We start from the raw sequence: 12132 nt of genomic DNA, 5'->3' as shown, positions 1-12132 counted from the left end.
TCAACAAATGCAGATTCGCCGCTACCCTCTTCTGGGGTGATGGCGGTGCTTCTTCTTGGCGCCGCGTAACACCTCCAGTTCCTGTCGCTGGGCGTCAGTTAAAACTGCCAATAGCCCGGCCCGATGGCTGGCACGTGCAACCGCGGCCTCAATAAACGCCAGCTGATAGCTTTCAGCCAGCGTGTACCAGGCAGCTTCACTAAAGTCTGCGCTGCGTACGAGGGCTTTTTCCTGGGCTTTGAACTGGCGCATACGGCTTCGAATTAATTCAGCCTGGCTGAGGAAAGCCGACTGCAACTCCGCCACCTGCTGCTCCTGTTGCTCGCTCAGAGCCAATAACCCAAACGGCCGGGGCAACGCGCTGCCATGTTGTGACTTGATGCGCTGGGCCCGCTTGCTGTGCCGCTCAATGTCAGCCTGCTCCAGCGTGTTCTGTTGGTCAGGCGTCAGCAACTGATAAATGTTGTGACGAAGCTGTGCCTGCTGAAATTTCTTTTGCTTCCAGTTGTCTGCGTTGTCGAGCAATTTTGCTCTGAGTGTTTCTGCATCCGGCGTGTCATCTGAAAGTCGCCGGGCGTGCTCAGCGTGCATATTGCCGTGCTGAGAGTGATTGTCAGCACGGACGGCCTTCAGCAATGCGCGCACTTCCTGTTTTTGCTCAGCACTGAGATCCAGTTGCTGGACCGCTTTAACGAGCGCCCGCTGTGTATCATGAGGGCTGTGTAGGCGCGCCTGGGTGGCAGTACTTACAGTGATACCGGCAATAGTAAGGGCGAGTAGTAAAGGTTTCATCATCATTCTCCTGAAAAGGTGAGTAAATATCACGGTGGTTATCTTAGGCCGGATCAACGCAAAGAAGGGTCAGCAGTGTGTAAAGCTTGTGTAAAGGCTGAGCCGGGGTTTTGCCAGCACAGTGAAGTCGTCGTATTCTGTCTTCCATGAATCACTATCCAGGCGGCAGGAAATTAATCGCCGGTACAGGAATGTATGCACAGCAGTAATGATCAGGCAATTTTAATTATTGATGACGACCACGAGCTGAGTCAGATGCTGCAGGCATATCTGCAGGGCATGGGCTACACAGTAAGTGTGGCACAGGATGGAAAAGCCGGCTTACAGGCGGCGACCACAGAGCATTTTGATCTTATCTTACTGGATGTGATGATGCCGGAGATGGACGGGTTTGATGTGCTGAAACATCTGCGGGTTACCCACACCACACCCGTGCTGATGCTAACCGCCCGGGGCGATGACTACGATCGCATTCTGGGACTGGAGCTGGGAGCTGACGACTATCTGCCCAAGCCATTTAATCACCGCGAGCTGGCGGCTCGTATCAAAGCCATCTTTCGGCGCCTCGCGCTGACTCAGCATACCCAGACCCAGCAGGATTTGCAGGTAAACGGTATATTGCTCAGCAGCGCCCGTCAGCAAGTCGAGGTGAACGGCACCCCACTGACCCTGACCGGCACCGAGTTCGCAATTCTACAACTGATGATGACCCAACCGGGGCAACTGGTCTCGAAGCAGGAAATCAGTCAGCGGGCGCTGGGCAAAAAACTCATGGCGTTTGACCGTAGTATCGACATGCACGTCAGCAATCTGCGCAAAAAAATGGCCGCCGTTGCAAGCGACGACAAAATTAAAACTATCCGCGGCAGCGGGTATCTGTTGCGCACCGCATCATGAGCTGGCTGGCGCGGTTAAATCCAGCCCAGCGGGTAGTGGGGCGGGTATTTCTGTGGTTCTGGGCGACCTTTCTCGTTACGGCCATGCTGGCGCTCTGGGTGGGGCGCACCTTTATGGACGACGTCAGGGTGGGCACACCCACGACGCAGGAGATCAGTGACCTGAGCACTGCGGCCGAACGGCTCAGCACCATGCGCAGGGCACCGTCATTACCACTGGCGCTGGTTCGCGCCGGCAAACTCTCCCGGACATTACTGGTGGCAGTGGCGCGGGACAGCGGACGAATAGTGCAGGGGAATGGCAGGCCGCTACGACAGGAATTACGGGACGATCTTGAGCGGCTAGCCGGGCAAAGTAACGCTATTGCTCTTAGTCGCCGTGGCCATCAAATCGTAGGGCCACAGCTATTCAACTATCGAGGCCGGCAATTCGCTTTGTATTCGGTCACGGCGCAGCCGCCACCTGCGCCGGGCCGTATGCTGACAGGGTTAATTGCCATCGCAGTGGTGATGACGGTGCTGCTGTCGTATCTGTTTGCCCGTCATCTGGTCAGGCCCGTGCTGCAGGTGCAACGGGCGGCCCGGGACCTGGCGGAAGGTCACTGGGACGTCAGGGTGTCGGGTGCCGACAGCCGTCAGGACGAAATAGGGCAACTGGCCAGAGACTTCAACCTCATGGCGGCGCAGTTACAAAAAATGTGGGCCGGGCAGCAGCGGTTGCTGGCCGACATCTCTCATGAGCTGCGTTCACCCCTTGCCCGGTTGCAGATGGCGCTGGGACTAGCCTGGCAACAACAGGAAGACAGCGAAACGCTGCAACGGGTGGAGCGGGAAAGCAACCGTATGGAAGCGCTCATCGGCCAGCTACTGGCGCTGTCCCGGGCAGAAAGCAATCGCGGTGAACGCGAGTCTGTCGCCATCAGTGCATTACTGGAAAACGTCATCGCCGATGCTGGCTATGAAGCTCAAAACCTTAACAAGTCGCTGGACGTGGCGCCCTTGCCCGACCAACCGGTCACAGTAGACCGGGAGATGGTATGCCGGGCAGTAGAAAATATTCTGCGTAATGCCCTGCACTACAGTGCCCATGAGGTGAAGGTGAAAATCGAAACCAGTCCGGATAGCTGGGCGGTAATAGTGGCAGATGATGGCCCGGGGCTGCCGGCCAGCGAACGTGAGCAAATATTTGCACCGTTTTACCGCACCTCCACGGCCCGTGACCGGCAGTCGGGCGGTGTCGGGCTGGGACTGGCAATTGCAAAGGCGGCAGTTCAAATGCATGATGGGCACATAGTGGCAGACCCGTCTAGCACAGGGGGGCTGCAAGTTACCTTAACATTTCCCCGCAGCGGATAGGCAGTATGGACTGGACACTCACACCGGAAACAGCCCTGGCAGACCGAAATGCCACCACCATTAATCCATTCTGGAAGAGTCAGGTCACCACCGGCGAGTTTACCGGTCTGGGAGGCGTCACGGTACACTATGCCTGGTGTTGCCCGGCGAACGCCCACACCACTGTGGTCATCAGCTCAGGTCGGATAGAGTCATTACTCAAATATAAAGAGCTTATTTACGACCTGTGGCACAACGGGTTCGCGGTGTTTATTCCTGATCACCGTGGCCAGGGGCTGTCCGGCCGAATGACGTCCGATCCGCAACACGGCTTTGTGCATAAGTTTGATGATTACGTAGACGATCTGCTGCAATTTATTGATGACATTGTCATGCCCCACGCACCCGCGCCGCTCACCCTGTTGTGTCATTCTATGGGCGGTGCGATTGGTACGCTGACAATGCTACGTGAACCCGAGCGGTTTGAGCGGGCCGTGCTGGCCTCACCGATGTTCGGTGTGCGCCCCGCACTGCCGGACTGGGTCGCCAAAGGTTTGATTAACGCGGGCCTGACACTTAACCGGTTGCGGCGCAAGGATGCTGGCTACTTTTTCGGTCAGACCCCTTACGTCGCGTATCCCTATGCGCTCAATAAGCTCACTCACAGTGAAGTGCGTTACCGGCTCTTTCGTGAGCTATACGATGAAGATAAACGCATTCAGCTTGGTGGCGTCACCACCGAATGGCTCAGCGCGGCACAGCAGGCGATGGACACCATCGAAGCGCAGGCGGAAAAAATGACGACCCCCACCCTGTTATTCAGCGCCGACGATGACAAGATAATCGATAATGACCGCCAGCGCAGTGTGGCGAAGCGTATGCCCAACCTGCATCTGGAGGTGGTTGCCGAGGCTTATCATGAGCTGTTTACCGAGGCCGATGAATACCGTACACCGGTGCTGAATAAGACCTTGTCATTCTTACAGGGTGGGTCAATACTTAAGTAACGCGGCGCGGCCAGGGATAGTTAATGGCTTGCCGCCACCATTCGGCTAACTGGCTGAATGGCGGCCACAATTTTCAGTTACGCCTGGTGCCCCCGCCCATACGCATGTCATGCAGGTATGCGATATGCATTGATGAAAGGGAGTTCACGCGCTCCGGCAGGAGACCAAAAACCAGGAAGTGCTATGAAAATGACGAATTTGGACACATCACGCAACACCACCGAGCCCGCAATGCAACGTGCCGCCGCGCCGTCGCAAGCCAATCGCACCGGACAACAGGTGCCACAGCAGAAAGCCAAAACCCGGCCGACGACCCATTTCGCCTCGCCGACCGGCGCTGCCCGCTAGGATTAACTGACGCCATTTACAGACACTGCCATCCACCGATGGCAGTGCTTGCCCTCGCTGCAGCGAGCCACTATGCTTGGCGCCACGCAATTTCTAGTGGAACCCTGCATGCTGGACATCATTTTATATCAGCCCGAAATCCCGCCGAATACCGGCAACATTATTCGCCTGTGCGCCAATACAGGTTTTGCTCTGCACTTAATAGAACCGTTAGGGTTTGAGTGGGACGACAAGCGGGTACGCCGCGCCGGACTGGACTATCATGAGTTCGCCCACGTCAAACGGCATGCGTCACTGGATGCCTATCTGGACAGCGAACAGCCGACCCGGTTATTTGCCTGCACCACAAAGGGGAAAGCGTTCCATTCAGACGTGCAATATCAAAAGGGTGATGCCTTATTGTTTGGTCCCGAAACCCGCGGGTTACCCGATGAAGTAATAGACGCGCTGCCGCCAGGTCAGCGGGTGCGTATTCCGATGTTGCCAGATAGCCGAAGTATGAACCTCTCGAATGCCGTGTCGGTGTTTGTGTATGAAAGCTGGCGCCAGCTTGGTTACGACGGCGCCCGTTAACCCCGGATAAAAGTGGCATAAATAGTCGTAATCGTGGCATTCTGCCATTCTGGTACGTGTATATACTGACTGCTAAATATGCAACGTATGGACAGAATGATGAAAACGACAACACAATACTGGTTACGCAGACTCACCGTATGCACGATGCTGATGATGACTACCGGGGTGGCTGCAAAGCCGCCAATTACTGTGGCCATTTTATTATTTGATGATGTACAGATCATCGACTTTGCCGCCCCTTATGAAGTATTCGGGCACGCCGGCTATGACATATTCACGGTATCGCCGGATGGTCAGCCTGTAGTGACAGCAATGGGGCTCCACGTTAGCCCTGACTACGGGTTTGCCGATATGCCCGCGGCTGAGGCCGTACTTATTCCCGGCGGCGATGTCAGAAAGGTAAAGCAGCAGTCCGCCGTGAAGCAGTGGCTGGCGCGAATGCAAACAGGGGCCGAGCATATTGTGTCGGTGTGCACTGGCGCCCATATACTGGCAGAAGCAGGCTTGTTGAATGGCCAGCGCGCGACCACGTTTAAGGGCGCGCTGGACAACTTTGCCACCGATTATCCCAACGTCACCCTGGCTCCCCATGAGCGCTTTGTGGATAACGGCCAGATTATCACCTCTGCGGGCCTGTCTTCGGGGATCGATGCCGCGCTGCATCTGGTGCAAAAGGTCAGCGGACTGGCCACTGCCCGCACAGTCGCGTTGCATATCGAATATGACTGGGATCCAGACGGGGGTTTTGTGCGAGCGCTGATGGCCGACAGGTACTATCCGGATAACCAGTATGACTGGCCGCAGCCCATTGCATTTGATCGCGAATACTCTTATGGCGACAAAACCACATGGACAAAAGCTTTCCACGTGAAGAGTCCAGCCGCCGCCACCGCACTCCTGGCCAGTTACCGTAAAGCCATGGCAGTGCATGAAGACTGGCAGGCGGTGACAACCGAGGCCGAGGACCAGTTACGCTGGCATAGTGTCAGGGACGGTAATACTGTGCGCCACGATGTTACAGTGACCCGGGCTGGGCAGGCCGGTCAGTACCGGCTGACACTAGACATTGCGGTGGTATCTGCCACATCAGGAGACGCCTCGTCATGATTCGTCGCACCGTGGGGTTTCTGCTTTTTGAGGGCGTGAACAGTCAGGATGTAGCGGGCCCGCTGGAAGCTTTTCATAGTGTAAGCAGTGTGGCGACCTCGCCGTATGATTTTGCCTTCATTGGCGAGTCGCGGGAGCCGGTTTGCAGTGAGTCTGGTTTACCGCTGGTGGCAACGCACACGCTGCAGGACATTCCCCCACTCGATATGCTGGTGGTGCCGGGTGGCGCCGGCGCGCGATCAGCGCATAATCTTCAGGTGCTGTGTCCCTGGCTACAACACGTGGCACCAGTAACCAAAAGGGTTGTCAGCGTGTGTACCGGCGCGTTTTTGCTGGCTCACGCCGGCTTACTGAAGGGACTGACGGTGACCACACACTGGCAGTATGCCGACCAGTTGGCGCAGGAATTTCCTGATTTGCAGGTACAGGCACAGCGTTTATTTGTTGATCACGGCCACATTGCCACCTCGGCGGGGATCACAGCCGGTATTGATCTGACGCTGGCGCTGATTGAACAGGAGTTAGGGGCCGATACTGCCGCGGCAGTGGCCCGTCACCTGGTGGTGCACTTCCGCCGGGCCGGCGATCAGGCACAGTTTTCAGCGCCGCTGGCGTTTCAGCAGCGTGCAGACCAGCGCTTTGCTTCTCTGACAGGTTATGTACTTGAAAACCTTGGGCGGTCACTGGGGGTAGCTGATTTGGCCGACTACTGCGGCATGAGTGAGCGCAGCTTTTATCGTCAGTTCACTCGGAGCATGGGGCAGACTCCGGCGCGCTACGTGGCGGAACTACGGCTGGATTATGCCCGTCAGTTGCTGGTTTCCCGGCAATGGTCGCTGGACCGCATTGCACAAGCGTGCGGCTATGACAGCCCGGACGTATTCCGGCGTGCTTTTATGCGTTCCTTTTCGGTTTCGCCAGCAGAATACCGACACCGTTTTGCAGGACAGGATATAACTCGCGGGCACAACGTGCCCGCAGTTAATTAATTAGCGGTCTCGCTTTTCAGGTCACGGCCCAGCAATGCCAGCGCCGCTTCTTTCGGGGACTTGCCGTTATAAAGTACTTCGTAGATTTGCTCGCAAATAGGCATTTCTACCTGCATACGTGCTGCCAGAATGTGTACTTCATCGGTATTCCGATAGCCTTCCACCACCTGACCGATTTCTTCAATAGCAGTATCCACCCCTTTGCCCTGACCAAGCGCCAGACCAAAACGGCGGTTACGAGACTGATTGTCCGTACAGGTGAGTACCAGGTCGCCGAGCCCGGCCATGCCCATAAAGGTTTCTGGCTGAGCGCCCAGGGCCACACCCAGACGGCGCATCTCAGCCAGACCCCGGGTGATCAGGGCTGTTCGCGCATTGGCACCAAAGCCGAGACCGTCTGCCAGACCCGCGCCAATAGCAATGACATTTTTCACCGCACCGCCTAGCTGCACGCCGATAATGTCGGGGTTGGTATACACCCGAAAAGAGCGGGCACAGTGGAGTTTCGCCGCAAACTCATTGTTCAGCGCATCGTCTGCCGAGGACAGCGAAATGGCGGTGGGTAGTCCGGCGACCATTTCTTTGGCAAAAGTCGGGCCTGATAACACGGCGAGCGGGTAATCGTCACCCAGAACATCCACCGCCACTTCGCGGAGCAGCCGCCCGGTGCCGGGTTCCAGCCCTTTGGTGGCCCAGATCAATCGCTGCCCTGGCTGTAGAAACGGTTTAATCGTTTCCAGCGTCAGCCGAAACGCATGGCTGGGCACTACGACCAGAATGTCACGACTGGCTGCCACGGCAGTATCAAGATTAGCCTCTATGCGCAACGCTTCGGGAAGCGTTGCGCCTGGCAAGTAGCGACGGTTCTCACGGTGTTCAGCCAGGTCGGCCATGTGCGCCCGATCGCGCCCCCACAACAAGGTGGGTGTATTATTTCTGGCCAGACAAAAAGCAAGGGCGGTGCCATACGACCCCGCCCCCAATACTGAAACCGATGACGGATCCATAGCCACGGGTGCTATGCGTCCATTTTCGGCGCTTCGCCGCCGTCTTGTGCCTGTTGTGCACGTTTTTGCATATAGGCTGCAAAAATAGCGTCGAAGTTTACCGGTGCCAGGTTCAGTGGTGGGAAGGTGCCACGGTTGACCAGGTTAGAAATCGCTTCACGGGCATACGGGAACAGCATGTTCGGGCAGAACGAGCCCAGTGTGTGTGCTTTGTTCTGGTCTGGCATATCGCCAATTGCGAAGATGCCGGCTTGCTGTACTTCGCACAGGAACGCAGTTTCTTCGCCAAGAGTGGCGGTAACGGTGACTGACAGCACTACCTCATAGGCGTTTTCGTCCAGCTTGTTGGTCGCTGTGTCTAAGTCCAGTTTAATTTCTGGCTTCCACTCTTTAGTGAAAATTTTGGGGGCATTTGGCGACTCAAAAGAAATGTCTTTGGTGTAAATGCGTTGAATATTAAATTGAGGAGCCTGGGCTTGCTGGTCCGCAGCGGCGCCATTATTTGTTTGATTTTCGTCAGCCATGTTACTTCCTAATCTGTTGTTGTGTAGCGTTAAAGGCGCCGGAAGGGCGGCTTAATTCGCCAGCATTGCATCAAGTTCTTGTTGTTGCTCCAGCGCAAGCAAATCATCACAACCGCCAACATGTTGGTCGGCAATAAAAATCTGCGGGACAGTCCACCCGCCATTCGCTCGCTGAATCATTTCATCGCGCAGTTCAGGTTGTACGTCTATGGCGTATTCCTGAAATTCGACGCCTTTTTTGGTCAACAGCGCCTTGGCGTGATGACAATAAGGGCAGTGCCCTTTGGTATAAATTTCGACTTTGCTCATCGGGACACCCCTTACTTCGAAACCGGCAGGCTCGCACTTTGCCAGGCGTTCATGCCGCCCTTCAGCACGTAAACATCTTCAAAACCTGCTTTTTTCATAGACGACGCCACGGAACGTGACGAATTGCCCATTGCACAGACAACAATAATGGGTTTGTCCTTATTTTTTTCAAGCTTGCTGAAATTTTTCTCTCGGATCTCTTCCGGCTTGATTTGGCGGGCACTCAATATATGACCGGCTTTAAACTCTTTTACCGCGCGGATATCCAGTACCATCGCATCCTGTTTATTGATAAGCAGGGTGGCTTCGTGTGTGTTGACTTCTTTTACCGGCGATGTCCATGCAGACACATAGCTGAATATCAGCATTGCAACCAATGCTACCCAGATACCGGCCAGCAGCATGTTATTGCCTGCAAACTCTATAAGCTGATCCATTTACCTCTAACCTTTGCCTTTCAGACCACAAAAAAGAGTGCAAAGTATATAGAAAACTGGCTCAGAAACCAGCCTGCATTGCGTTGCTGCATGCAGATTACTGGCATCGTGTTATGCGCTGGCACTGACAGTAATAGCTAAGTGGTCACTGCGACTAACCGGTACCCTTAGTCTGCGGTGTTGGAATTTTGCACTGGGCAAGCCGTAAGCGCTTCGCTACACTGGCATGACAACAATAACAGGGAACGCAGAAATGGAATTATCACAACAAGAACTGGACGCCAAACAACACGCACAAATTGCCTATGTGCTCATGCTGCTGGGGTTATTTACCGGCCTGCTGTGGTTTGTGGGCGCCATCTGGGCCATGCTCAAAATTGGTGATGCCCGGGGGACCCGCTTCGAGGATCATTATTCCAATATTATTCGGGTATTTATAATTGGCATAATCCTGACCGTGGTAGGCGGCATTCTTACCATTGTACTGGTGGGCTGGTTTATCTTGCTCGGGGTGTTTATCTGGTCGGTATTCAAGCTGGTTAAAGGCTTGTTGCGGGTATCAGAAAATCAGTCTTACAAAGCCATTGTGGGATAAGTTGTATAACCTGGTAAAACCTGCTGAAATGCCGTGAAACAAGAACGGGTTGTAGTAGGTTCATGAATCAGCAGTTTACCAGGTGGCCGCGGCTCGGCGCGATAATTGTCTGCGCCGGGCTACTGATAGCCGGTGGCGCCAGCGCGCAGGAAAAAGAAAAAGCCCAGTTGGCAGAACTGCAAGCCGAACTGAAGGCGCGTCAGCAAAAGCTGGCGGCCAGTCAGGCCAGTGCCGAAGAATTGCAGGCGGTACTGAAAGAGTCTGAAGTGCAGATTGGTCGGGTGGCCAGTAAGTTAAACCGTACCGAAGAGCAGCTCAGTACCAATCGCGCCGAACAAAAGTCACTGCAAGCAGAGCAGGCCACCCTGCGCGAAGCCATCCTTAAACAGCAGTCGCTGTTGTCTAAACAACTTCGCAGTGCGTTTATGGCGGGTCACTATGATTATGCCAAAATGATGTTCTATCAGGATGATGCCCGGACCTTCGAGCGGGTGCTCACCTATTACCAGTATGTAAGTAAAGCCCGGCAACAAGCCATTACCGAGTTCCGCAGTAATGTCGACAGGCTGGAAGCGGTCACCGCCCAGTTAGCGGAGAAAGCCAGTGCTCTGGAGCAGTTGCTGGCCGAGCAACGTCAGCAACGTGCCGCGCTGGTCGCCCGTCAGGACGATCGTAAACAAACTCTTGCCAGATTAAATGCCACTATTCGTTCTGAAGCCGCGCGGGTTGAAGAATTGCAGGCTAGCGAACAATCACTTATGGCCGCTATCGAAGAAGCCCAGCGCCGTGCCGAGCAGGCCACGGCCACCATGGATGGCCTGTCAGGTCGGCAGGGCAAGCTGTTACTCCCGGCGGAAGGCAGAGTGCGCAAGTTGTTCGGTAACCGGCGGCAGGGCCAGGTACGGTGGAAAGGCATTGTGATAGAAGGCGACGAAGGCAGCGCGGTAAAAGCGGTGTCAGGCGGGCGTATTCTCTACGCAGACTGGTTAAAAGGCTTCGGGCTGGTCACCATTATCGATCATGGTAAGGGCTATATGAGTGTGTACGGACACAATCAGGCATTGCTGCGGCAGGCTGGCGATACCGTTGGCGCAGGCGACACCATTGCGCTGGTGGGCCAGAGCGGGGGCCAGAGCTACCCCAACTTGTATTTTGAAATTCGCCATAAGGGTAAAGCACTGAACCCCAGCCGCTGGTTAAATTTGTAAGGCTAGCTTTACCCCGTTAGCATCTCTTTTAATATGTCGGTGGCTATATTGCGACCGCATAGCACCACGGCCACATTTTTACCGGCCAGTTGTTCTTCACACTGTGCCAGCGCGGCTAATGGCACCGCAGCGGCGCCTTCAATAATCATGCGTTCTTCTATCAGCGTGTCGTGCAGGGCATGGGCGATTGCCGCTTCGCTCACCCGTACCTGGTGGTCAATAACCGCCTGACAAACATCGAAGGTGATTGCGCCCGGCTCTACGCCGCCGGCGGTGCCGTCTGACAACGTAGGCTGCTCATCCACTTCAATCACGCTCCCGGCTTTCAGGCATTCGGCCATCGCCGGCGCGTTTTCTGGCCAGCAGCCAAAGATTTCTATGTGCGGATGATGTGCTTTCAGCCACGCGCCTGTACCGCCTATCAGTCCGCCACCGCCGACCGCAATAAATACCGCGTCCAGGGACGGTAACTGATTAAACATCTCCAGCCCAACGGTACCTTGCCCGGCCATAACCATATGGTCGTTGTACGGTGAAATATAAGTCTGGCCTTCGGTATTTGCCATATCGGCAGCAGTGAGTTCCGCCACCAGACAATCGCCGGGGGCGTGGCGCACTTCAGCGCCCAGCGCACGAATTTTTTTAACTTTTAACGGCGAGGCGTTTTCGGGCACAAATACGGTCAGCGGGACCTGACTTTCCCGGGCAGCCATCGCACAGGCCATGCCGTGATTACCCGAACTGGCCGTGACCACGCCACGCTCGCGGCTATTGGGATCGAGAGATAAAATGCGGTTCAGTGCACCGCGGTACTTGAACGACCCGGTATGCTGCATATGCTCGTGCTTCAGGTATACATTCATGCCATGCTGCTCTGACAACCGCAGGTTGTATTCCAGCGCGGTAGTGTAGGGGGGCGTCGCAGCTGTAGTCAGTTGCTGGTGAGCCTGGTCCACCCGGTTGGCGGCCTGATGGATAAGCGCTGATGCAGAGCTATTCATG

15 protein-coding genes are annotated in these 12132 nt (G+C 55.4%); 9 read left to right on the top strand and 6 right to left on the bottom strand.

Annotated elements, in window-relative coordinates; genetic code table 11:
• Positions 1-21 precede the first annotated feature (21 nt).
• On the bottom strand, positions 22-795 hold the full coding sequence (locus OCL06_RS01660) for a Spy/CpxP family protein refolding chaperone (RefSeq protein WP_262992003.1): 774 nt from the start codon (positions 793-795) through the stop codon (positions 22-24).
• A gap of 192 nt (positions 796-987) precedes the next feature.
• On the opposite strand from OCL06_RS01660, the gene OCL06_RS01655 reads away from it, so the two are divergent.
• The 7 genes from OCL06_RS01655 (at position 988) to OCL06_RS01625 (ending at position 7050) form a co-directional block, all read left to right on the top strand.
• Positions 988-1689, top strand: a complete 702-nt coding sequence (locus OCL06_RS01655) for a response regulator transcription factor (protein ID WP_262992002.1) — start codon at positions 988-990, stop codon at positions 1687-1689.
• Positions 1686-3044 carry an ATP-binding protein gene (locus OCL06_RS01650; RefSeq protein WP_262992001.1) on the top strand — a complete coding sequence of 453 codons (1359 nt, stop codon included), beginning with the start codon at positions 1686-1688 and terminating at the stop codon, positions 3042-3044. The genes OCL06_RS01655 and OCL06_RS01650 overlap by 4 nt, the downstream gene beginning before the upstream one ends.
• 5 nt (positions 3045-3049) lie before the next feature.
• A complete protein-coding gene (locus OCL06_RS01645; protein ID WP_262992000.1) occupies positions 3050-4030 on the top strand; it encodes an alpha/beta fold hydrolase in 981 nt (326 codons plus the stop codon).
• Positions 4031-4213: 183 nt separating this feature from the next.
• The gene (locus tag OCL06_RS01640) at positions 4214-4378 is read left to right on the top strand and encodes a hypothetical protein (protein ID WP_262991999.1); all 165 of its coding nucleotides are present in this window, start codon (positions 4214-4216) and stop codon (positions 4376-4378) included.
• 108 nt (positions 4379-4486) lie between these two features.
• A complete protein-coding gene (gene trmL / locus OCL06_RS01635; RefSeq protein ID WP_262991998.1) occupies positions 4487-4951 on the top strand; it encodes a tRNA (uridine(34)/cytosine(34)/5-carboxymethylaminomethyluridine(34)-2'-O)-methyltransferase TrmL in 465 nt (154 codons plus the stop codon).
• Positions 4952-5050: 99 nt separating this feature from the next.
• Positions 5051-6061: a DJ-1/PfpI family protein gene (locus OCL06_RS01630; RefSeq protein ID WP_262991997.1), complete on the top strand. Its 1011-nt coding sequence runs from the start codon at positions 5051-5053 to the stop codon at positions 6059-6061.
• Complete coding sequence (locus tag OCL06_RS01625) at positions 6058-7050, top strand: GlxA family transcriptional regulator (protein WP_262991996.1); 993 nt, start codon at positions 6058-6060, stop codon at positions 7048-7050. Before OCL06_RS01630 ends, OCL06_RS01625 begins: the two co-directional genes overlap by 4 nt.
• Here OCL06_RS01625 and gpsA read toward each other — a convergent pair.
• From gpsA to OCL06_RS01605, 4 genes are read right to left on the bottom strand one after another with little or no spacing between them, the layout of a single operon-like run.
• Positions 7047-8057 carry an NAD(P)H-dependent glycerol-3-phosphate dehydrogenase gene (gene gpsA, locus OCL06_RS01620; RefSeq protein ID WP_262991995.1) on the bottom strand — a complete coding sequence of 337 codons (1011 nt, stop codon included), beginning with the start codon at positions 8055-8057 and terminating at the stop codon, positions 7047-7049. The two genes, OCL06_RS01625 and gpsA, sit on opposite strands and share 4 nt — an antisense overlap.
• Positions 8058-8068: 11 nt before the next feature.
• The gene (gene secB / locus OCL06_RS01615; protein WP_262991994.1) at positions 8069-8581 is read right to left on the bottom strand and encodes a protein-export chaperone SecB; all 513 of its coding nucleotides are present in this window, start codon (positions 8579-8581) and stop codon (positions 8069-8071) included.
• 51 nt (positions 8582-8632) lie between these two features.
• On the bottom strand, positions 8633-8890 hold the full coding sequence (gene grxC, locus OCL06_RS01610; protein ID WP_262991993.1) for a glutaredoxin 3: 258 nt from the start codon (positions 8888-8890) through the stop codon (positions 8633-8635).
• Between the two features lie 11 nt (positions 8891-8901).
• On the bottom strand, positions 8902-9327 hold the full coding sequence (locus OCL06_RS01605; protein WP_262991992.1) for a rhodanese-like domain-containing protein: 426 nt from the start codon (positions 9325-9327) through the stop codon (positions 8902-8904).
• A gap of 253 nt (positions 9328-9580) precedes the next feature.
• Between OCL06_RS01605 and OCL06_RS01600 the strand changes: the two genes are divergently transcribed.
• On the top strand, positions 9581-9922 hold the full coding sequence (locus OCL06_RS01600; protein ID WP_262991991.1) for a DUF4870 family protein: 342 nt from the start codon (positions 9581-9583) through the stop codon (positions 9920-9922).
• Positions 9923-9984: 62 nt separating this feature from the next.
• Positions 9985-11130: a murein hydrolase activator EnvC family protein gene (locus tag OCL06_RS01595; protein ID WP_262991990.1), complete on the top strand. Its 1146-nt coding sequence runs from the start codon at positions 9985-9987 to the stop codon at positions 11128-11130.
• Between the two features lie 8 nt (positions 11131-11138).
• Here the strand turns inward: OCL06_RS01595 and OCL06_RS01590 are convergent, their stop codons facing one another.
• A complete protein-coding gene (locus OCL06_RS01590; RefSeq protein WP_262991989.1) occupies positions 11139-12131 on the bottom strand; it encodes a threonine/serine dehydratase in 993 nt (330 codons plus the stop codon).
• Position 12132: the final 1 nt, after the last annotated feature.

The organism is Alteromonas salexigens, assembly GCF_025628895.1.
Taxonomy (GTDB): Bacteria; Pseudomonadota; Gammaproteobacteria; order Enterobacterales; family Alteromonadaceae; genus Alteromonas; species Alteromonas salexigens.
Note: the sequence above shows the minus strand (reverse complement) of the source record. Positions and strands in the feature narration are given on the sequence as shown.